Source organism: Marinobacter sp. LV10MA510-1, assembly GCF_002563885.1.
Lineage (GTDB): Bacteria > Pseudomonadota > Gammaproteobacteria > Pseudomonadales > Oleiphilaceae > Marinobacter.
Window position 1 is genome coordinate 3,245,794 of the sequence record NZ_PDJA01000001.1, and the last position, 20,808, is coordinate 3,266,601.

17 protein-coding genes and 1 riboswitch are annotated in these 20,808 nt (G+C 53.1%); of the genes, 13 read left to right on the top strand and 4 right to left on the bottom strand.

Going from position 1 to position 20,808, the window contains the following annotated elements:
* Positions 1-123: 123 nt before the first annotated feature.
* From ATI45_RS15510 to ATI45_RS15520, 3 genes are all read left to right on the top strand, one after another.
* On the top strand, positions 124-771 hold the full coding sequence (locus tag ATI45_RS15510; protein WP_098420523.1) for a diaminopimelate dehydrogenase: 648 nt from the start codon (positions 124-126) through the stop codon (positions 769-771).
* Positions 772-807: 36 nt separating this feature from the next.
* A complete protein-coding gene (locus tag ATI45_RS15515) occupies positions 808-1,095 on the top strand; it encodes a YkgJ family cysteine cluster protein (RefSeq protein ID WP_098420525.1) in 288 nt (95 codons plus the stop codon).
* A gap of 114 nt (positions 1,096-1,209) precedes the next feature.
* Positions 1,210-2,208: an LLM class flavin-dependent oxidoreductase gene (locus ATI45_RS15520; RefSeq protein WP_098420527.1), complete on the top strand. Its 999-nt coding sequence runs from the start codon at positions 1,210-1,212 to the stop codon at positions 2,206-2,208.
* A gap of 9 nt (positions 2,209-2,217) precedes the next feature.
* Here the strand turns inward: ATI45_RS15520 and ATI45_RS15525 are convergent, their stop codons facing one another.
* Positions 2,218-2,460, bottom strand: a complete 243-nt coding sequence (locus ATI45_RS15525) for an RNA recognition motif domain-containing protein (RefSeq protein WP_098420529.1) — start codon at positions 2,458-2,460, stop codon at positions 2,218-2,220.
* 148 nt (positions 2,461-2,608) lie between these two features.
* Positions 2,609-3,400 (bottom strand): GntR family transcriptional regulator, encoded by a 792-nt coding sequence (locus tag ATI45_RS15530; protein WP_098420531.1) that lies wholly within the window; start codon positions 3,398-3,400, stop codon positions 2,609-2,611.
* Positions 3,401-3,607: 207 nt separating this feature from the next.
* Between ATI45_RS15530 and ATI45_RS15535 the strand changes: the two genes are divergently transcribed.
* From ATI45_RS15535 to ATI45_RS15545, 3 genes are all read left to right on the top strand, one after another.
* The gene (locus ATI45_RS15535; protein WP_098420533.1) at positions 3,608-5,302 is read left to right on the top strand and encodes an L-lactate permease; all 1,695 of its coding nucleotides are present in this window, start codon (positions 3,608-3,610) and stop codon (positions 5,300-5,302) included.
* Positions 5,303-5,423: 121 nt separating this feature from the next.
* Entirely contained in the window at positions 5,424-6,578 is a 1,155-nt protein-coding gene (lldD, locus tag ATI45_RS15540; protein WP_098420535.1) for an FMN-dependent L-lactate dehydrogenase LldD, read from the top strand.
* A gap of 56 nt (positions 6,579-6,634) precedes the next feature.
* Entirely contained in the window at positions 6,635-9,451 is a 2,817-nt protein-coding gene (locus tag ATI45_RS15545; RefSeq protein ID WP_098420536.1) for an FAD-binding and (Fe-S)-binding domain-containing protein, read from the top strand.
* Between the two features lie 55 nt (positions 9,452-9,506).
* Here ATI45_RS15545 and ATI45_RS15550 read toward each other — a convergent pair whose 3' ends face one another.
* Entirely contained in the window at positions 9,507-10,199 is a 693-nt protein-coding gene (locus tag ATI45_RS15550) for a DUF3047 domain-containing protein (RefSeq protein WP_098420538.1), read from the bottom strand.
* Positions 10,200-10,330: 131 nt separating this feature from the next.
* Positions 10,331-10,536, top strand: a riboswitch (cobalamin riboswitch).
* A 160-nt stretch (positions 10,537-10,696) separates the two neighbouring features.
* Between ATI45_RS15550 and ATI45_RS15555 the strand changes: the two genes are divergently transcribed.
* Positions 10,697-13,492 (top strand): ribonucleoside-diphosphate reductase subunit alpha, encoded by a 2,796-nt coding sequence (locus ATI45_RS15555; protein ID WP_098420540.1) that lies wholly within the window; start codon positions 10,697-10,699, stop codon positions 13,490-13,492.
* Between the two features lie 142 nt (positions 13,493-13,634).
* Positions 13,635-14,693: a ribonucleotide-diphosphate reductase subunit beta gene (locus ATI45_RS15560; RefSeq protein ID WP_098420542.1), complete on the top strand. Its 1,059-nt coding sequence runs from the start codon at positions 13,635-13,637 to the stop codon at positions 14,691-14,693.
* 117 nt (positions 14,694-14,810) lie between these two features.
* Here the strand turns inward: ATI45_RS15560 and ATI45_RS15565 are convergent, their stop codons facing one another.
* Positions 14,811-15,776 carry an integron integrase gene (locus ATI45_RS15565; protein ID WP_098420544.1) on the bottom strand — a complete coding sequence of 322 codons (966 nt, stop codon included), beginning with the start codon at positions 15,774-15,776 and terminating at the stop codon, positions 14,811-14,813.
* Positions 15,777-15,977: 201 nt separating this feature from the next.
* Between ATI45_RS15565 and ATI45_RS15570 the strand changes: the two genes are divergently transcribed.
* From ATI45_RS15570 to ATI45_RS15595, 5 genes are all read left to right on the top strand, one after another.
* Positions 15,978-16,643, top strand: a complete 666-nt coding sequence (locus ATI45_RS15570; protein WP_228735994.1) for an FMN-binding negative transcriptional regulator — start codon at positions 15,978-15,980, stop codon at positions 16,641-16,643.
* 91 nt (positions 16,644-16,734) lie between these two features.
* Positions 16,735-17,373, top strand: coding sequence for an SGNH/GDSL hydrolase family protein (locus ATI45_RS15575; protein ID WP_098420547.1), 639 nt, complete (start codon positions 16,735-16,737; stop codon positions 17,371-17,373).
* A gap of 119 nt (positions 17,374-17,492) precedes the next feature.
* A complete protein-coding gene (locus ATI45_RS15580; RefSeq protein ID WP_098420549.1) occupies positions 17,493-18,425 on the top strand; it encodes a hypothetical protein in 933 nt (310 codons plus the stop codon).
* Positions 18,422-18,976 carry a hypothetical protein gene (locus ATI45_RS15585; RefSeq protein ID WP_098420551.1) on the top strand — a complete coding sequence of 185 codons (555 nt, stop codon included), beginning with the start codon at positions 18,422-18,424 and terminating at the stop codon, positions 18,974-18,976. Before ATI45_RS15580 ends, ATI45_RS15585 begins: the two co-directional genes overlap by 4 nt.
* A gap of 508 nt (positions 18,977-19,484) precedes the next feature.
* Positions 19,485-20,699 carry a hypothetical protein gene (locus ATI45_RS15595; RefSeq protein ID WP_098420555.1) on the top strand — a complete coding sequence of 405 codons (1,215 nt, stop codon included), beginning with the start codon at positions 19,485-19,487 and terminating at the stop codon, positions 20,697-20,699.
* Positions 20,700-20,808: the final 109 nt, after the last annotated feature.

Genomic DNA, 20,808 nt, shown 5'->3' on the forward strand with positions numbered 1-20,808 from the left:
CGTATCATCGTGCTAATTTTATGGATCTATTTTATGCGATTACCTACGAATTAGGCGTCTGCGAAGCCCTCGAAGCTGCGTCCTCGCATACAAAATTTTTTTAATAAAATGGATTCAATAACCATGACAGATCAGATAAGAGTAGCCATTGCCGGTTATGGCAATTTGGGCCGGGGCGTGGAAGCGTCTTTGGCACAAAATCCGGACATGGAGCTGATTTGCGTGTTTAGCCGCCGTGATTCTGCCAGCGTGACGCTTTTGGATCGTAAGGTACCGGTATACGCCATGGCGGATGTTGAGCAGTATCAGGATGAAGTGGATGTGATGATTCTGTGTGGCGGCTCTAAAGCCGATCTGCCAGAACAGGGGCCATACCTGACGCAGTTTTTCAACACCGTGGACAGTTTTGACACCCATGCAAAAGTGAATGAACACTTCGCAGCACTGAATGATGCAGCGCAAAAGTCCGGCAACATTGCGCTTTTGGCTGCGGGCTGGGACCCCGGTCTGGCGTCACTGAACCGTTTGTTTGGTGAAACCATTTTGCCGGAAAGTAACACCGATACCGATACCCAAAACAAACAGATCATCGAGTGCTCGTTGGCTCTGGGCAGTAACTTTGAGTTCACCGCCCGTGTTCTGGTGGCATACGCTCGGGCTGTTTTTAGGCTGGCCCGCTCAGGTGAGATTGGAGCCAAAACCGTGTTTGATGTTGCACCGGGTTTGCTGTCACCCAAAAGTCCGTCGCAGCTGCGTAAAGAGCTGCTCTGATTACAACGCTCGCGGAGAATACAATGGCCCATTCCAATGAGGATTGAAGCCGAGAATTTGCCAGACAGCTCCATCAGCTGTTCAAGCTGCCAAGCCTGCTGTTGCCGCCTGGAAGTCATGCTGATTACCGAGACTGGTGTGCCAGAGCGCTTCATTGCAACTGACCAGTGGGGTAGCCGCACCATGGCCCGACTGGACGATGGCTGGTGCGCCGCGTTGGACCGCCATACCATGTCTTGTTCAATCTATCAGAAGCGCCCGTTCATCTGCCGCGAGTTTGAAATGGGCGGCTACGAGTGCATCGTTGAGCGTGCCGTGCCTTAGCGTCTTTCAAGACTGTAAGCCTTGTTGCCCGTGTCGGTGTGTTATTGTGTCAATTAGCTACTATTACGCGAGCTACTCAAATCGCGACAGCACGAATTGGAAGGGTGATTGGCAATGAACATAAATGATGTAGCGTTTTCAGTTTTGGATTTAGCCTCTACAAAAGACAGCGATGAAGGCGCAACGCCGGCTTTACATCGCTCACTGGAGGTGGCCAGACACGTGGAAGAGTTAGGCTTCAACCGTTACTGGGTGGCCGAACACCACAATATGGACGCCATTGTCAGCTCCGCCACCGCGGTTGTGGTTGGTTATCTGGCGGCGGGCACGCAGAAAATTCGCGTGGGGGCAGGGGGCGTGATGCTGCCAAACCACGCGCCCATCGTGATCGCCGAACAGTTTGGCACTCTGGAAGCGCTTTACCCGGGCCGTATTGACCTGGGCTTGGGCCGTGCGCCTGGCACTGACCCACTCACATCCCGCGCTTTGCGCAAACACCTGAGCGGAAGTGTGGATGATTTTCCTGCGGACGTGGAAGAGCTACAGGCATTTCTGGGGCCGCGCCAGCCAGGCCAAAAAGTCGTGGCTATGCCGGGCGTGGACAGCAACGTGCCGATCTGGTTATTGGGTTCCAGCTTGTTCAGCGCACAACTGGCGGCAAAAAAGGGTTTGCCTTACGCCTTTGCGTCGCACTTTGCGCCGCGCATGATGATGCAGGCGATAGAAATATACCGCAGCCAGTTTCAGCCCTCGGTATGGCTGGACAAGCCCTATGTGATGCTGGGTGTGCCTTTGGTTGCCGCAGACACCGATGAGCAGGCCGAGTTTTTAGCCACCACGACCCATCAGCGTATACTGTCGCTGATCCGTGGCCAGAGCCTGAAGATGCGCCCGCCCGTGGCGAGTATGGATGGCCTGTGGCACCCCCAGGAAGAGCAAACCGTGCGAGATTTTCTGGGTCTGGCGATGATTGGCAGTGGCGACACCGTCAAACAGAAGCTGCAAACCCTTTTACAGCACACCCAGGCGGACGAACTTCTTTTCACCTGCGATCTCTATAACCAGAAGGACCGCTTGCGTTCGTTTGAGATTCTGGCTGCGCTCAAGAATTAGCCGGGCCGGTTATTTTTCCTGAGCGGCTTTTACCCGAATTTTGTTGGTGCCCAGACGGGTCTCGTGCAACTTTGCCTTGGCCAGTTTGGCCTGTTTTGCGTCAGGCATCTCAACGAAACCAAAGCCCTTTGATTTGCCGGTTTCTTTATCCAGAACCAGAGTGCATTCGGTCACGGTGCCATGTGCCTCAAACAGCTCGCGGATTTCCTGTTCGGTGGTGGTGCGGGCGAGATTACGAACTAGTAGTTGCATGTTAGGCCATAGTAATAGGGTGAAAGAAAGTGATGTCAGCGATTGTTTCAGCATGGCTGGATAAGAACAAGCGCCACAGGCAACTTTGCGTTTTGCAGCGGCTTTTTCTGGTGATCATAAAGGTGGATTGCCGTGTTCCAGCTGGCGACTAGTGCTTGTCGAAATTTTCCAGAAACCGATAACGCTCCGCGCGCGCCGTGCGCATTTCCGCTTCGCGATTGTTCGCTAACACTTCCTGCACATAGCTGATGTGCTCGCCTGCGCTACGCCGGGCGTCGTCTGGCCGTGCTTCCATAATGGCCTGAAACAGCGCGCTGTGCTGGTTCACCAGGCGCTCGCGAGTTTCACCACGCAGCTCGTACATGCCGCCGATGTTCGTCACCACGTTGCGTTTGAGCAGGTCAAACAGGCCACGCATGGTGTGCAGTAACACCATGTTGTGGCTGGCCTCGGCAATGGCCATGTGAAAGCGCGCGTCGGTAACGCCTTCTTTGGAGCGAGCCTCCTGGCTGTGGGGACTATCGCTGTAACAGGCCTGAAGTTCATCAAAGGCTGCCTGCAAATGTTGGCGGTCTACTTTGGTGGCGCGCAAGGCGGCGTAGTAGGCGCAATCGGCTTCCAGGGTGTGGCGGAACTCCAGCAAATCCTGATGGGCTTCGGGGTGGCTTTCCAGCAGTGACAGTAACGGGTCGCTAAAGCTGGATCCCAACTTATCGCTAACGTAATTTCCGCCGCCCTGACGGCTGATCAGCAGTCCTTTGGCCACCAGCTTCTGCACGGCCTCACGCAGTGACGGCCGCGATACCCCAAACTGCTCGGCCAGGGCCCGCTCTGCGGGCAGCCGTTCGCCTGGTTTCAGAGCGCCTTCCAGAATCATGCTTTCCAGCCGGTCCATAATTGTGTCAGACAGCCGGCGTGGGCGAATGTGTGGCATTTCCATCTTTGACACCTTTGGTAAGACCAATTTCTAAATTTAACAAGGTTTTGCCGTCTTCATCAATACCCCTGTACGACTACGTATACTAATGTCTATTAAATTTCGTTTGACACCGCACCTGATGTTTTTTTAACCTGTTAGCACTGGATTGTAAATTGGTATTACCAATTACAAAAAAGCCCAGCCAATAACAAGTACAGGAGCTCTTTTATGTCGACGGGTTTATTTGCCTTTTTTGCCTTTGTCCCCATTCTGCTGGCCGGCATTTTGCTGATCGGCCTGCGCTGGCCAGCTCGGCAGGCCATGCCGCTGGTGTATCTGGCCAGTGTCGGCATCGCCCTGTTTGCCTGGGACATGTCTTTTAACCGGGTGCTGGCCTCTTCCCTGCAGGGGCTGGTTATCACACTGGGTCTGCTGTGGATTATTTTTGGCGCTATTTTGCTGCTTAATACCCTCAAACATTCTGGCGCCATCATGGTTATTCGCGCCGGCTTTACCACCATCAGTCCAGATAGACGAATTCAGGCTATTATCATTGCCTGGTTGTTCGGCTGTTTCATTGAAGGTGCGTCGGGCTTCGGAACACCGGCAGCCATCGCTGCGCCTTTGCTGGTGGCCGTCGGTTTCCCGGCCATGGCAGCTGTATTGATGGGTATGTTGGTACAGAGTACGCCGGTGTCATTCGGTGCTGTGGGTACACCGATTATTGTCGGGGTGAATACCGGGCTTGATACCGCCACCATTGGTGCGCAACTGGCAGCTAATGGCTCCAGCTGGGACGCGTACCTGCAGCTGATCACCACTCAGGTCGCCTCTATCCACGCGATTGTTGGCACGTTTATGCCTCTTATCATGGTGATTATGCTGGTTCGCTTTTTTGGTAAGGACAGAAGTTGGCGCGCGGTGTTTGAAGTGCTGCCTTTTGCCCTGTTTGCTGGATTGTCGGTCACCATACCCTACGTGCTGACCGGTATCTTTCTGGGGCCTGAATTTCCGGCGCTGATGGGTGGCCTGGTGGGCTTGGCAATCGTTACTACGGCGGCGCGCAAAGGCTTTTTGGTTCCAAAAACCACCTGGGACTTCGCCGATCGTAAAGACTGGCCGCAAGAATGGCTGGGCACCATCGAAATGAAATTGGACGAGCTGACGGCCAGGCCCATGAGCAGCTTCCGCGCCTGGTGCCCGTATCTTTTGGTGGCGGTGTTGCTGGTGGTTAGCCGGGTGTTCCCGGAAGTGACCGCGCTGTTCAAGTCCGTATCACTGAGCTTCAGCAATCTGTTGGGTGAAGCCGGCATTGGCGCGGGTATTCAGCCGCTGTATTTGCCCGGTGGTATTCTGGTAATGGTGGTGCTGGCAACGTTCTTTATACACCGCATGAAGGTGAAAGAGCTGGGCGATGCAGTGAAAGAATCCAGCGGCGTGCTGCTCAGTGCGGGCTTTGTGCTGCTGTTCACGGTGCCCATGGTGCGCATTCTGATCAACTCCGGCGTTAACGCCGCGGATCTGCCCAGCATGCCAATTCTGATGGCCAGCTATGTGGCCGACACCGTAGGCGGCATTTACCCGCTGGTGGCACCGAGCGTTGGTGCTCTGGGCGCCTTCCTGGCGGGTTCCAATACCGTTTCCAATATGATGTTTAGCCAGTTCCAGTTTGGTGTTGCCACCAACCTTGGTTTGTCGACCGCGTTAATGGTGTCGGTTCAGGCGATCGGTGCTGCTGCCGGTAATATGGTGGCCATTCACAACGTGGTGGCTGCATCGGCGACTGTTGGGCTGCTTGGCCGCGAGGGTGCAACGTTGCGCCGCACTGTATGGCCAACGCTGTATTACGTGCTGATGACGGGCATAATTGCTTTGATTGCGGCCTATGTGCTGGACTTTACAGACCCGTTAATGGCTCTTTAACTGGCTGATGGCTATTCGTCAGCTGAGGGCTCTTTAGTTAGCTGAAGGCTCAATGACATTGCATTGAAGGCGTCCCGTGCTTGCGGGGCGCACATCCTGCAAACTGAACAGGACATGCCTGATGATTATTTCTGCGTCTACCGATTACCGCGCTGCGGCCAAACGTCGGCTTCCACCTTTCCTGTTTCATTACATCGACGGCGGCTCGTACAACGAGCACACGCTTAAACGCAACGTGGAAGACCTGTCAGACATTGCCCTGCGCCAGCGGGTACTAAATGACATGACCCAGCTGGACCTGACCACCGAGCTGTTTGACGAAACCCTGTCAATGCCGGTAGCCCTGGCGCCGGTAGGTTTGACCGGCATGTACGCCCGCCGCGGTGAAGTGCAGGCTGCACGTGCCGCTGCCAATCTGGGCGTGCCGTTTACCATGTCGACTGTGTCGGTGTGCCCGATTGAAGAAGTGGCCCCCGCCATCAGCCGGCCTATGTGGTTTCAGCTGTATGTGTTGAAAGACCGCGGCTTTATGCGCAACGCGCTGGAGCGGGCCAAAGCCGCCGGTGTAACCACCCTGGTGTTCACTGTAGACATGCCAGTACCCGGCGCCCGCTACCGCGATGCCCACTCCGGTATGAGTGGGCCCTACGCGGCGCAACGTCGCATATTACAAGCGATGACGCACCCGCACTGGGCGTTGAATGTGGGCTTGCTGGGCAAGCCCCATGACCTGGGCAACATCTCCGCTTACCGCGGCAGCGCTACTGGCCTGGGCGACTACATTGGCTGGCTGGGCGACAATTTTGATCCGTCCATCTGCTGGAAAGACCTGGAGTGGATACGCGAGTTCTGGGATGGCCCGATGGTCATCAAAGGCATACTGGACCCGGACGACGCCCGTGATGCCTGCAGCTTTGGTGCCGATGGCATCATTGTATCGAACCACGGTGGCCGCCAGCTCGATGGTGTGCCTTCTACCTGCCGTGCCTTACCAGCCATTGCGGACGCAGTGAAAGGTGATATGAAAATTCTGGTGGATTCAGGCATCCGCACCGGTCTGGATGTGTTGCGCATGTTGGCTCTTGGCGCCGACTGCACAATGATCGGGCGCGCCTACATTTATGCACTGGCGGCGGATGGCGAAGCGGGTGTTACGAATCTGCTGAAACTGATTGAAAGCGAAATGCGCGTAGCCATGGTGTTAACGGGCGCGCGAACCATTGCCGACATCAGCCCTGATTTGTTGGTTCGTGAATTAAAGCGGGCTGCCCAATAACGACGTATTAGCAGCAATGTATCAGCAGCCACAGACGAGTGCCCCCGGGAGATACTATGAGCTTGCCCGCCGATTTTGTGAGTGCCGTGAATCAGCTGATTCCGCAGCAGCGGCGTTTTGATGATCCCCTGTCCACACTGGCCTTTGGCACCGACGCCAGCTTCTACCGCTTGATTCCCAAGCTGGTGGTGCGGGTGAACGCTGAACACGAAGTTGTTGCGTTGCTGCTGCTGGCGGGTAAGCACCAAGTACCGGTCACCTTTCGGGCTGCCGGTACCAGCTTGTCGGGCCAGGCCATCAGCGACTCGTTACTCATAGTGCTGGGCGACGGCTGGAATAAGCGGGAAATCCTGGATAACGGTGACCGTATTCGGCTGCAACCCGGAGTGATTGGCGCGCATGCTAACGCCGTGCTGGCGCCTCTGGGGCGCAAAATCGGGCCAGATCCGGCGTCTATCAACGCCTGCAAAATTGGCGGAATTGTGGCGAACAACGCCAGCGGCATGTGTTGCGGCACCGCGCAAAACAGCTATAAAACTTTGAACGCCATGCGCCTGGTGCTGGCAGACGGCCAGGTGTTAGACAGCGAAGACCCCACCAGCGTAGCCGCCTTCAGCAGCAGCCACAGCGAACTGCTGGAACAGCTGGCGCAATTAGGCCGGGACACCCGCGCCAACAGCCCGCTGGCCGAGCGAATCCGTCACAAATACCGGATGAAAAACACCACTGGTCTGTCGTTGAATGCCTTGGTGGATTTTGATGACCCGCTGGATATTCTGACCCACCTGATGGTGGGCTCCGAAGGCACCCTGGGTTTTATCAGCTCGGTTACTTACGACACCGTGCCCGAGTACCCGCACAAAGCCACCACTCTGGTGGTGTTCGGTAATGTTGAAGACTGCTGCCGCGCCGTGCCCCTGTTGAAGCAACAGCCGGTGGACGCGGTGGAGTTAATGGATCGGCGCAGTATGCGCTCGGTGGAAAATCAGCCCGGCCTGCCGGCCTGGGTGAAAAACCTTTCCGACGACGCCTGCGCTTTGCTGATTGAAACCCGCGCCGCCAGCCAATCGCTGCTGCATGAGCAGATCGGGCTGATTCGAACAGTGTTGGCGCCGTTCCACGTGGAACAACGGGTTGATTTTACCGAAGACGCTACTCTGTCTGGCCAGCTCTGGGCCATTCGCAAAGGTACCTTTCCCGCCGTTGGTGCGGTTCGTCCCACCGGTACCACCGTTATTATCGAAGACGTAACTTTCCCCATTCCACAGCTGGCGGAGGGCGTTAACCGCCTGATCAAGCTGTTTGAAAAACACAGCTATCACGAGGCCATCCTGTTCGGTCATGCGCTGGAGGGCAACCTGCATTTTGTATTCACCCAAAGCTTTGACGAGCCTGAGCAAGTGGCCCGCTACGAAGCGTTTATGGGCGATGTGGCACAACTAGTGGCGGTGGAGTTTGGCGGTTCGTTAAAAGCCGAGCACGGCACTGGCCGTAATATGGCGCCGTTTGTGGAGCTCGAGTGGGGCACCGATGCCTACCAGCTAATGTGGACAATAAAACGCCTGCTGGACCCACAGGGCATTCTGAATCCGGATGTGGTGCTGTCGGAAGACCCGGGCATTCATTTGAAAAACTTCAAGCCGCTGCCGGCGGCCAACGAGATTATCGACAAGTGCATTGAATGCGGCTTCTGCGAACCGGTGTGTCCGTCTGAAGGCCTGAGCTTGAGCCCGCGCCAGCGCATTGTGATCTGGCGTGATATTCAGGCCAAAAAGCGTGCCGGTGTAGACACTCGTGAGCTGGAAGAAGCCTACCAATATCAGGGTATAGACACCTGTGCCGCTACCGGTCTTTGCGCCCAGCGCTGTCCGGTGGGTATAAACACCGGTGACCTGGTGCGCGAGTTGCGCGCCGACAAGGCGCATCACGATTCTCGCGCCGATTGGCTGGCCGCGCATTTTGCTACGGCCCTGAAGGGCACCCGATTGATGCTGAAAGCGGCCGACACCGCCAATCGATTGTTGGGAGCGCCACGGCTGCAGCGCTGGACCGAAGCCAGCAAAAAACTCAGTGGCGGTCGTGTACCGTCCTGGAACCCGGCCATGCCGCAACCGGTGCGCTGGGTTGAACATGCGAAGCCATCGGTAGCAACGGAAAAGCCGCGGGTGGTGTACCTGCCGGCGTGCGTGTCCCACGCCATGGGCCCGGCCCGTTCTGACAGCGAACAGGCCCCGCTGCTGGAAAAAACCCGTCAGCTGCTGGAAAAAGCCGGCTACGAGGTCGTGTTCCCAGAGGCCATGGATTCGCTGTGCTGCGGACAGCCATTTGCGTCCAAAGGTTACCCACAGCAGGCGGATCGAAAACGCAGCGAAATGCTGGCGGCAGTGACACGTGCCAGCCGCGACGGCCGCGACCCGATTTATTGCGACACCAGTCCCTGCACCCTGCGACTGCTGCAACAGCAAAATCACGGCCTCGATATTTATGACCCGGTGCGCTTTATTCGCAGCCATCTGTTCGACCGGCTCGAGTTTATGCCGCAGAGCGAATCGGTGGCGGTTCACGTTACCTGCAGTACCCAGCATCTGGGGGAAGGGCAGGCACTGATTGATATTGCTCGTAAGTGCAGCACCCATGTTGTGGTGCCGGAAGACATTCACTGCTGCGGCTTTGCCGGCGACAAAGGCTTCACCACGCCGGAACTGAACGGCCACGCTTTGCGAACCTTGCAACCGGTGGTACAGCATTGCACCGAGGGCGTATCGACTAGCCGTACCTGTGAAATTGGTTTGAGCAGTCACAGTGGCGTGGATTACCACAGCCTGGTGTATCTGGTGGATAGAGTTACTCAACCAAAAAGCGTACAAAACTGAATATCAGCCGGTTTTTAGGTGTAGATTATTGGTGGTTTTGCGCGGGTTTGTAACCTTATAGCGCCGACGACAGTTGAATGTCGCCGTACCAGGCGCTCGCATTCTCCCCAGTGTTGTCGGAATCCGACATGATGGCAATGCCGATAATGGCTGGCGGTTCTTCACCAAAGGCCTTGCGGTAGTCCGCCATAATATCCCGCTCAATGCTCACCCAATCCCCGGCCTTTTCTGCACCGCTGCTCACGGCCAACATTCGGGTTTTATCAGTGTAAGGGTTATTCACCCATTCACCGACAGGCAGCCGATTCGCCCAAATGTAGTTAATGGCATTGCCCGGTAGCGTTTCCCCGAACATCACTTCCACCGCCTTGCGCTTCGCGCGCTCAAAAAAACCGGCGTTGTCGGGCTGAAACTCAAAAGCCACGTAAATGCGTGCCGGGTAATCATCGCCACTTTTGCTGCGGGCATCGCCCTTGGCAAACACATTCGACACCTTCCAGCGCCAGCGCAGAATCAACGAACTCTGAGGTTGCACGTTTAACCGCGCTATCAGCCCGGATGCGCTTCCCGCAGTGTCGGCTTTGACCACCTGCACGCCGTCCTCAACCAACAGTTGATAGCGGGAATGCTGATCTATGTTGGGAAATTCCAGCGGCTCCCAGCCGTCGGTGATGCTTGTCATTTCAGAGAAGCGAGGTAGGTGGGGCGCTGTCTCTTCTGATTGAGAAAATGCGACTGAACTGAACATGAACAACGCCAGTATCGGGAGGGTTGTTGAGAGTGGTGTCGGGAATGTCGAGAGTGTGGAGAGAATCTTGTTCATTGGGTTATTCCCGTATATAGTGTGTTTGTTATTGGTCAAATACCAGATGTAGTGAGCTACGATCATTTTTTAACGGCTCAAATCACTATAGCTGGTAACGGGAATCCGGTGAGACTCCGGAACTGACGCGCAGCGGTATTGGGGAACAAGTGTGGCACAAAGACACTGGCAGTTGCCGGGAAGTCGCCACACAAGGCCGAACGAACAGACACACCGTTCACGCCCCTAAGTCCGAAGACCTGCCAAGAACACATCACTGCACCTTCGCGACACAGGTGAGCAGCAACAGTTTCAGTAACAGCACTCTGGTCTACATGGCTTGGTGCGTGTTATTGCCCGATGGCACCTTCAAAAGTTGCCTCGGTTGTGACTGCCTGCGTACGCGAAGACAACGAATAAACGCGTATTCAGGATAACCCGCTATGTCTGCCTTATCGAACGATCTGCCCAACAAACTACAGGCCGCCCCATCCGCGACAGGCACCGCCACCGCCACCGCTACATCGCTGCAGGTGATCAAGCGCAACGGCAACCTGGTTAATTTTACCCCCTCAAAAATCAGTGTTGCCGTCACCAAAGCGTTTCTGGCGGTGGAAGGCGACCAGGCAGCCGGCTCTGCCCGCATTAACGACGCCGTTCACCGCGTAACCGAACAGGTGGTGCAGGCCATCAGCCGCCGCCTGAAAGCGGGCGGTAAAGTTCACATTGAAGACATTCAAGACCAGGTAGAACTGGCCCTGATGCGCGCCGAAGAGCAAAAAGTGGCGCGGGCCTACGTTTTGTACCGTGAAGAACACGCCCGCGAACGCGCACTACACGAACCGGTAGAAGCTCACCCAACCCTGACTGTAAAACAGGCCGACGGTCGCACCGTACCCTTGGACCTGGGCCTGATGAAACAACAGGTCGACAACGCCGCCTTCGGGCTGGACGGCATTGACGCCGAGTCCCTGGTGGAAGAATCCATACGCAACCTGTACAACGGCATCGACGAAGCTGAGGTTCTGTCGGCTTTGGTCATGACTGCCCGTGGCCGTATAGAGCGCGAACCGGACTACAGCGCCGTAACCGCTCGCCTACTGCTTGAACAGTTGCGGCTAGAAAACGTGACGGCGTTAAAACTTGACGCATCTTTAAGCCTGGCCGAAGTTTACCCGCAAGCCCTGAGTACCTTCATCAGCGCCGGTATTCGTTACGAATTGCTGGACGAAGCCATGGCCGCTTTCGACATGGAGCGCCTGGGCGCTGCATTGAAACCCGAGCGTGACCTACAGTTTGGCTTTCTGGGCCTGCAAACCCTGTATGACAGGTACTTCCTGCACTGGAAAGAAGATCGCCTGGAACTGCCACAGGTCTTCTTCATGCGTGTGGCCATGGGCCTGTCCTTGCGTGAAGACGATCCCAACAGCCGCGCCATCGAGTTCTATGACCTGCTGTCGTCTTTTGACTATATGTCGTCTACCCCCACATTGTTCAACAGCGGCACCCGCCATTCCCAGCTGTCGTCCTGCTACCTAACCACCGTGGGCGACGACCTGGAAGCCATCTACGGGTCGATTCGTGATAACGCCATGTTGTCAAAATGGGCCGGCGGTTTGGGTAACGACTGGACGCCGGTGCGGGCCATGGGTGCACGCATCAAAGGCACGAACGGCCAAAGCCAGGGCGTAGTGCCTTTTCTGAAAGTGGTGAACGACACCGCCGTCGCCGTAAACCAGGGCGGCAAGCGCAAAGGCGCGGTGTGTGCTTATCTGGAAAGCTGGCACCTGGACATCGAAGAGTTTCTGGAACTGCGTAAAAACACCGGTGACGAACGCCGCCGCACCCACGACATGAACACCGCCAACTGGGTGCCAGATTTGCTGATCGAGCGCATGCGCCAAGATCGCGACTGGACCCTGTTCAGCCCCAACGACGCACCCGATTTGCACGATTTATACGGCAACGCCTTCCGCGAGCGCTACCAGCACTACGAAGCCTTGGCGGCAGAAGGCAAAATCGAACTGTTCAAAACCATCCCCGCCAAGCAGCTGTGGCGCAAAATGCTGACCGTGCTGTTTGAAACCGGCCACCCGTGGATAACCTTCAAAGACCCCTGCAACCTGCGCTCGCCGCAGCAACACAAAGGCGTGGTGCACAGCTCTAACCTGTGCACAGAAATCACCCTGAACACCAGCGCCGACGAAATCGCCGTGTGCAACCTGGGTTCGGTAAACCTGGCCGCCCATATCAATAACGGCGAGCTGGATGTAAAGCGCCTGGAGCGCACCGTCGACACCGCCGTGCGGATGCTTGATAACGTTATCGACATCAACTTTTACGCCGTACCCCAAGCGCGTAACTCCAACCTGAAACACCGCCCGGTAGGCCTGGGTTTGATGGGCTTCCAAGACGCGCTCTACGCTCTGCGCTTGTCATACACCAGCCCGCAAGCGGTCGAATTTGCCGATGTGGCCATGGAGCAGCTGAGCTACTTCGCCATTCGTGCCTCCGCCCGGCTGGCGGCCGAACGCGGCGCTTATGAAAGCTACGAAGGTTCCCTGTGGAGCCAAAACATACTGCCCATCGACTCCATCGAACGGCTAAAATCTGCCCGCCTTGAAGGCGACCTGAGCGTAAACACCGACAGCCGCCTGGACTGGGCGCCGGTGCGCGACCTGATCGCCAAGCACGGCATGCGCAACAGCAACGTAATGGCCATTGCGCCTACCGCCACCATTTCCAACATCGTGGGCGTGTCGCAATCCATCGAGCCGGCGTACCAGAACCTGTTCGTCAAATCGAACCTGTCTGGCGAATTCACCGTGGTGAACCCCTCACTGGTGCGTGACCTGAAGGCCGAAGGCTTGTGGGACAACGTGATGGTGAACGACCTGAAGTATTACGACGGCAGCGTGCAGCAAATCGAGCGCATACCCACCGAACTGAAATCCCGTTACGCCACTGCGTTTGAAATAGACGCTCGCTGGCTGGTAGAAGCCGCATCACGCCGTCAAAAGTGGCTGGATCAGGGCCAAAGCCTGAACCTGTACATGGCTCAGCCCAGCGGTAAAAAACTGGACGAACTCTACCAGCTGGCCTGGGAGCGCGGCCTGAAAACCACCTACTATCTGCGATCCTTGGGTGCCACCGGCGCCAACGAACAAGCCGCAACAGTCGCCGCGCCGCAGCCCCAGGTTTGCAGCATTGACGAACCAGACTGCGAAGCGTGCCAGTAAGCCTTCTGGGGACAGACTTAAGTCTGTCCCCTTACTCCCAACTCCCAAACCCCGGGGACAGACTTGAAGTCTGTCCCCTATTTACCAACAAACTCCCAGGGGACAGACTTCAAGTCTGTCCCCGTACTCAAAGGAACAAACCATGTTGAACTGGGACGAAGACAAAAAACCCGAAAGCAAGATTGCCCTAGACAGCAGCATTGCCCCGGTAAACGCTGCCGACAAGCGCGTCATCAACGGCGAAACCGACATAAACCAGCTAGCCCCATTCAAGTACCCCTGGGCCTGGGAATACTTCATGAACGCCAACAAAAACCACTGGACGCCGCTAGACGTGAACATGTCGCAAGACGTCCACGACTACCACCACCGCCTGAACCCGGCGGAAAAGCACGTGTTTGAAAACGTGCTGGCCTACCTGACCACCTCCGACATACTGGCCATGCGCAACATCGGCCTGGCCGTGATGGACAAAATGACCGCGCCCGAGCTGCAGATTTATCAAGCGCGCCAGGTTTACGAAGAAGCCGTGCACACCTGGACATACCAGCACTGCATTGAAACCCTGAACCTGGACCAGGGCGAAATCTACAACCGCTATCGCGTAGTGCCGCAAATCAACGGCAAAATCCAGATGGCGAACCGCCGCCTGAACGCTGCCATGCGTCCTGACATCAACCTGCGCAACAAAGACGACCTGCAAGAATTCATCATGTCGTATTTGTTCTTCGCCGCCGTCTTTGAAGGCTGCTGGTTCTACAACGGCTTCAGCCCCATCTTCGCCCTGCAGCGCCGCGGCCTGATGCGCGGCACCGGCGAACAGTTCCAGTACATCCTGCGCGACGAAGCCATGCATTTTTCATTCGGCTTGAAAGTGGTTAACCAAATTCTGGAAGAAGAAAACATCAGCTTCGACCCCAAAGCCGTGCGCGACATGTGGGACGAATCCGAAGCCGCCGAAAGCGACTACGCCAACTACATCCTGCGCGACCCCATACTGGGCTACTCCGCGGAATACCACACCGAACAGTTCCGCTTCGTAGCCAACCGCCGCGCCCGCACCGTAAACCTGCCCGAGCCCTTCCCGGGTGCCAAAAACGTATCGCCGTGGCTAGAAGAACAAGCCACCATGCGCAAAGAAAAGAACTTCTTTGAAACGCGAGTGATTGAGTACCAGACCGGTGCCCAGCTGGAGTGGTAAGGCGCGCCGAGAGGACATACTAAGGGGATAGAACAAGGAACAAGGGGACAGATTTCAAATCTGTCCCCTATCAATCAAACAGCCAAAGCCGCAAAAACCCCGAAGACGACTGACCACTCAACCCAAAGGACTACGAACCCCTGCAAACCCCTGCCCAAGCACATGCGTGTAAATCTGGGTAGTACGTAAGTCTGCATGGCCAAGCAAATCCTGAACCGTGCGAATGTCGTTACCGCGCTTTAGAAGTTCGGTGGCAAAGGTATGCCGGAAAGTGTGGCAGCCTGCGGGTTTGCCAATGCCAGTTGTTGAAACGGCCACCTTTACCGCTTTCTGGACAGAACTGGTGTGAATGTGATGGCGAACCACCTTTCCGAAGTCGTTTTTACTCAGGCTTTGCGAGGTAAACAACCATTGCCAGTCCAGTGACATATCCGCTTTGGGATACTTGCGGGCAAGTGCAAATGGAAGGCTTACCGGTGTTTGAAGAGTAAGGTCTTTTTCTTTCCATGATTTCTGAATAGTACCGATTTGCCTTTGCAGCTCCGAAATCAGCGTGCCCGGCATAAGGGTTGTTCTGTCTTTTGCGCCTTTGCCGTCCCGAACAATGATGACCTGGTTACTGAAATCAATATCCTTTACCCGCAAACGGCATGCTTCGGTTACTCGCAAGCCGGAACCGTACATCAGCGATGCTAAAAGACGATAGGGCCCTTTAAGTTTTTCGATAATCGCCATAGCTTCGTCATGGGAGAGCACGACGGGCAACCGCTTTGGCTTTTTAGAGCGAATAACAGAACCGATTTCCCCGAGAGGTATATCCAGCACTTTGGCGTAAAGAAACACCAAGGCGTTTAAAGCCTGTGCTTGGGTGGCGGCTGCTACGTTACGTGTAACCGCTAGCCAGGTCAGAAACTCATTCACCTCTTTGGGGCCCATATCTCTGGGATGTTTCATCTGGTGAAAACGGATGAAAAAGCGAATCCAGTACCAATAAGATTTTTCCGTACGAATACTGTAACGATTAACCCGAATGACCGCGCGAACCTGATCACGAAGGCGCGGTTGAGGTTGTATGCCGTCCATGTTGGCGTACCTCTTTCTGTTGCTGTATATATGTACAGTATTATTGTGTGCGTGAAATCAAGAAGTCAAGCGATTACGTGGTGGGTCGGCTGAAACTGGGCTAACCTGTTGTTAAATTGAAGGCTCAAGACTGTGAACTACGATGGGAAAGTGGCACTATCGGGAACGCACTTTTTCACAGTATCGTGGAAAGCGGTCTAGTTGCTGTTAGCTGTATCAACATCTGCCAAGCGAGATAAAAAAATGCTAGTTCCAAGTCATTTTAGAGAAGAAAACCAAGAAAAACTTCAGCAGTACATCAAGGAATATAGTTTTGGTGTACTGGTGGTTGCTGACAGTAAGGGTATCGATGCAAACCACCTCCCATTCCATTTCAGCGCTAGCGAAGAACATCCGCTTGGCACACTGAGGTGCCATGTGGCACGTGTAAATCCTGTTTGGCAGCGGATTGAGAACGGCGCTTCGGTTCTTGCGGTTTTTCAGGGGCCGGATGCCTATGTGTCACCGTCTTGGTATGAGACAAAGGCCGAGACGGGTCGAGTTGTTCCAACATGGAACTATCTGGCGGTTCATGTGCAGGGCAAAGGCTATATTTTTCAGGAGCATACCTGGCTGAAAGAACATCTCCATCAGTTAACAGATCTTCACGAGTCCGGTAGAGAGAATCCATGGGCTGTAGATGATGCTCCTTCCGAGTTCACCAGCCGTCTTGTAAAAGCTATTGTCGGTATTGAGATCCGAATCGAAGCTCTCAAAGGACAAGTTAAAGCAAGCCAGAATCATCCAGAGCGCAATCGAACTGGTGTGAAGGCAGGCCTTGCGAATGGCTCTGCGAGAGAATCGGCAATGTCTGAATTTATCAGCTAACAATACGCGGCACTCGGACGGCCTTTTCTCCGCTTTGCTCCAAAAAGGTCGCCGGTGCGCTTCGCGTTATACGGCAAGGAAGGCTTAGGCAATGCACCAAATCTTGGTATACGCAGATTCGTTGAGTTGGGGCATCATCCCTGACACTCGTGGTCGATTTCGCTTTGATCAAAGGTGGCCGGGGGTTGTGGAGAATGCGCTACTCAATGCAGGTACGTCTGTTAGGGTTATTGAAGACTGTCTTAATGGCCGTCGTACCGTATGGGATGATCCTTTCAAGCCGGGTCGCAACGGACGTGAAGGCCTGGAAAAGTGCATGGAGATCAATTCGGCGTTGTCATTGGTGATCATGTTATTGGGCGCCAATGATTTTCAGTCTATGCACAATTTGACCGCATGGCAGTCTGCACAAGGTTTAAAAGCTCTTGTCGGTGCAATACGGCGAGCTCCCATAGAACCCGGAATGTCAGTACCGGCAATTATGCTTGTGGCGCCCCCAAAATTGGAAAAGGCCAAGGGCAGTATCGCGCCTAAATTCAAAGGTGCAGAAGATAAAGCCGTGGGTCTGGCCGACGCAATTCAAGCCGTAGCGGCAGAATGTGGTTGTCATTTTTTCGATGCTGGTTCGGTTACGCCGACAAGCCGTGTCGACGGTGTTCACCTAGATGAAGATCAACATCGCACACTCGGTCTCGCGCTTGCCAAAGTAATCCAGCCGTTGGTCCAGTAGTTTTGCCGTATAACAAGTGCAGGCAAGGGACGCTCCCAAAGTCGCGCCCCTGCTGCAAGCGTTATATTTTTGTGTGAGATTCGGTCAAGCGCAAAGTTAAAAAACTTAAGGAAGTAAAAATGCATGCTGTAGCACCCTACCTGTTTCGATGCTTCAATAAAGGTCTAGAAGGGAGAATCGAAGAGCGATACAGCACACTCGATAATCTTGGAGATAAAGACCTGTTTTATATATTGCGTGATTTTTTAAACACCAATACGGGTGCTTACAATATTATTGAGGATTCGAAGCAAGTCTATCAGTTTGAGTCCTTGAGCATTAATGAAGATACGCGAGAGATATTTGGGTGGTTCAATGTTGGAACCTATGGAATTAAAACTGACATTATCAATGTCGTAACAGGTGATGTCGACTTTGAGAAGGCAAAAGATAATGCGGAAATAATCAAGCATTACATTCACTACTTCATCCCAAAGGGCTTTAATGAAGCTATGGCATTCATGCATTCATACCGAGGCATTGGAGTGAAAACCCTGTTCTACACGCTGTTTTCTCAGTATTTCAAGGGTATAACTGGCCTGGTTATCCAAATGAACCCCCTTACTTATGATAATGCTGTAAATGCATGGCTTGACGCCACCGCCAAAGAAGTGAAATTGACAAAGTTTGTCGGGTTAAGCGATATTGCCGACCAAGTTAGGCTGCTTGGCCACGGTGAGCAAGAGCTTATTATTAAACCTCCTAGGAGGGGCGGAATGGGAAAGTTAAGGGACTACTTAAATCCAAACAGCCCACAGATGCAGGCTGTAGAAATAATGGGTAACTACGGTGCTCAGGTAAAAACTGTTGTTGAGATGGGTGGGAAAAGGAGAACATTTAATGTCGGAAGAAACACAACCAGCGCTTTGTGTGAAATAGAAGTTGAAGAAGATATTGTTGGAGACGACGGAGTTCCAGACTTTGTGAAAATTAACTCTTGGGTAAGAGAAATTGTGGGTGAGTATGCGCACACAATGTACCCTGGACTAAATGTTGAGGTCCCAAACTCATGAGCTCAAAAATCAACATATGGTCAATAGTGACTGGTCATATAACTACATTAAATGACGCTTCTTCTGGAAGAGTTAGCGTTATTGATTACTTTACATTCTATGGCATTCCGTTAGCTTTAGCCTTTTTCCTCTCGTTTCTCGGTATAAAGGTAACTGGTGATGCGAATTCGCTGTTGGTAAATTTCGGCGCAATATTTACCGCTCTGTTGTTAAGTGTTTTAGTTCTTGTATACGACCAGGGTGAGAAATTGAGGGATGTAAGCGGAGAGAAAAGTAAGCACAATATAGAATTGAAGAAGAAGCTTCTAGAACAGCTATATTTTAATATATGCTATGCCATTGTAGTATCTGTTATTTTGGTGTTTTTTTGTTTGGTTTACACATTTTTACCGGATGATGTTTTCAGTGTATCGATAAGTAAGCTGACTTTTAATGCTGACTTAAAATTATATTTAGTCTCGCCTGTGATTCTGATGGTGGTGATGAATTTGCTTCTAACCATTCTGATGGTTGTCAAAAGAATGCATACATTGCTGACCATAAAAATATAACAATCGGCTGCACAACGACCGATTTTCCGCCGCTACGCGGCTCCAAACCGGCGCGTGAGCCGGGCGTTATGTGTAATCAGGGGTTTTTAAATGGTATCTCGTTTAGATCTGCAAAGCTGGGTAGTAGAAGCGCTTCGTGAGTTGGGCGGGAGTGGTTCCATAGTTGAGGTTGCGAAATTACTTTGGAGAGATCACGAGCGGGAGCTCAGGGCATCGGCAGATCTTTTTTATACATGGCAATACGATATGCGTTGGGCTTGCACCAAGTTGAGACAGAGCAAGACTGTTTGTGCGGCGGAATCGACCCCGAAAGGGATCTGGAAGTTGGCCGAAACAACTCCCGGAGTAATTACACATAACCAGTCGCTTTAGTACGCGGCCCATGGCCGCCGGACGGCCTTTACATTGCGGCTTCGCCTCCATTACAAGGGCGCCGCTAAGCTCAGCGTTAGAGCGATGATCAAGTCTGAGTTTCAATCAAAAATGAAAGAGGTCGTAACAAAGCCGCATGGATGAGGAAAAGGTACGTCATTTGTTATCTGCCATACCTGGTGCGAAGCGCGCGGCTGAAGGCGTCATCATACCTGGAGAAGGAGGGCAACTTTTCCACTTGCGAAACATTATCACATGTAAAGAGACCGAGGGGCTTTCGCGTGATGAGGCATTCTTCATTGAATTCTGCTCAAGAAACGAAATCTTACGTCTGAGAGAAATTAGTGGTCCCCATGACTATCTGCTGCGATTGCGGGCTAATGCGATCGTAAACAACCCTAGAGCAGTCCGTGTCATGGCATCGAGAAAAAAAGATTTTGAAAAGGGAGGGCGCCCTTGGGCATTAACACACTTTTATCATTCAAAAGATTTCTTTCACAAGAAATATATTAAAAACTTATCGCGATCTAATGCAAAAATCGTTAAAGGTACGCCGTCTGGCCTAGCATTTATACCAGAAGCAAATGCTTTGTGTATGCGTTCCTTGGTAGGTGACGTCGTTGTAGTGTCTGAAAGCTTAGAGCAGTTTTACTATTTTATGAATATAGCATTCTACGGAAATCAACTTGGAATTGAGATGATTGACAGTGTAGATGCTTTACTGATTGCAGTAAGAATCATGAATGGGGTCGAGGCTCTAGATTTTGACATTGATCCGCGTGCTTCGCTCCCCATAGAAACAGAGAGAGAGCTGAACAACCTTGTAAGCAACCAAATGCAATTCACTTATGGCCATGAATATGCGCATTTGCTCTGTGGTCATATTTCTTCACCCGAGACAGCTTTTGATCATGATTCTAGCAGTAGTAATTATTTAGGTGATCTACAAACCTACAATCACAGTCTTGAGTTTCAGGCAGATCTATGTGCTCTGACAAATATTTATCGCAGCCAAGAGGCTTTTCAGAATATAGCGCAGGGCGCGTTTTCAGTACTGCTTTATCTTCATTTCTTAGAAGAAGCCAACGTTAGCTTTGGCATCAAGAAATTTTCTGTGTCGGAAACACATCCTACCTCATTAGATAGAGTTTATAACCTGCACGAGGGGTTGGGTAAAAAGTCACCGATAGATAACGTGATCATAGATGAAATGCTAAAACATTCTGATCAAATGATCAGTATTCTAAAACACAGGATTAAATGTCAGCGCGAAGACATTCTTTCATTTTACGGATCAATTTACCTACCTAGCTACCACTCTAAGCCTAAGCGAGATAGGTATGATTTTTAGCACAGAATACGCGAAGATTACTCTAACAAATGGCTGTTGTCGGACGCACCTACGCTGGCGCTCCGGTGCGCCGCAAAGCCAACGCGTTATGCATAAAATCGAAATCTGG

What these genes read in the sequence shown, in the direction of transcription:
- ATI45_RS15520 (WP_098420527.1), top strand. Translation starts at nt 1,210, where the DNA reads ATGAACATAAATGATGTAGCGTTTTCAGTTTTGGATTTAGCCTCTACA.
- ATI45_RS15535 (WP_098420533.1), top strand. Translation starts at nt 3,608, where the DNA reads ATGTCGACGGGTTTATTTGCCTTTTTTGCCTTTGTCCCCATTCTGCTG.
- ATI45_RS15555 (WP_098420540.1), top strand. Translation starts at nt 10,697, where the DNA reads ATGTCTGCCTTATCGAACGATCTGCCCAACAAACTACAGGCCGCCCCA.
- ATI45_RS15575 (WP_098420547.1), top strand. Translation starts at nt 16,735, where the DNA reads ATGCACCAAATCTTGGTATACGCAGATTCGTTGAGTTGGGGCATCATC.
- ATI45_RS15515 (WP_098420525.1), top strand. Translation starts at nt 808, where the DNA reads ATGAGGATTGAAGCCGAGAATTTGCCAGACAGCTCCATCAGCTGTTCA.
- ATI45_RS15530 (WP_098420531.1), bottom strand. Translation starts at nt 3,400, where the DNA reads ATGGAAATGCCACACATTCGCCCACGCCGGCTGTCTGACACAATTATG.
- ATI45_RS15580 (WP_098420549.1), top strand. Translation starts at nt 17,493, where the DNA reads ATGCATGCTGTAGCACCCTACCTGTTTCGATGCTTCAATAAAGGTCTA.
- ATI45_RS15595 (WP_098420555.1), top strand. Translation starts at nt 19,485, where the DNA reads ATGGATGAGGAAAAGGTACGTCATTTGTTATCTGCCATACCTGGTGCG.
- lldD (WP_098420535.1), top strand. Translation starts at nt 5,424, where the DNA reads ATGATTATTTCTGCGTCTACCGATTACCGCGCTGCGGCCAAACGTCGG.
- ATI45_RS15565 (WP_098420544.1), bottom strand. Translation starts at nt 15,776, where the DNA reads ATGGACGGCATACAACCTCAACCGCGCCTTCGTGATCAGGTTCGCGCG.
- ATI45_RS15585 (WP_098420551.1), top strand. Translation starts at nt 18,422, where the DNA reads ATGAGCTCAAAAATCAACATATGGTCAATAGTGACTGGTCATATAACT.
- ATI45_RS15545 (WP_098420536.1), top strand. Translation starts at nt 6,635, where the DNA reads ATGAGCTTGCCCGCCGATTTTGTGAGTGCCGTGAATCAGCTGATTCCG.
- ATI45_RS15560 (WP_098420542.1), top strand. Translation starts at nt 13,635, where the DNA reads ATGTTGAACTGGGACGAAGACAAAAAACCCGAAAGCAAGATTGCCCTA.
- ATI45_RS15510 (WP_098420523.1), top strand. Translation starts at nt 124, where the DNA reads ATGACAGATCAGATAAGAGTAGCCATTGCCGGTTATGGCAATTTGGGC.
- ATI45_RS15525 (WP_098420529.1), bottom strand. Translation starts at nt 2,460, where the DNA reads ATGCAACTACTAGTTCGTAATCTCGCCCGCACCACCACCGAACAGGAA.
- ATI45_RS15550 (WP_098420538.1), bottom strand. Translation starts at nt 10,199, where the DNA reads ATGTTCAGTTCAGTCGCATTTTCTCAATCAGAAGAGACAGCGCCCCAC.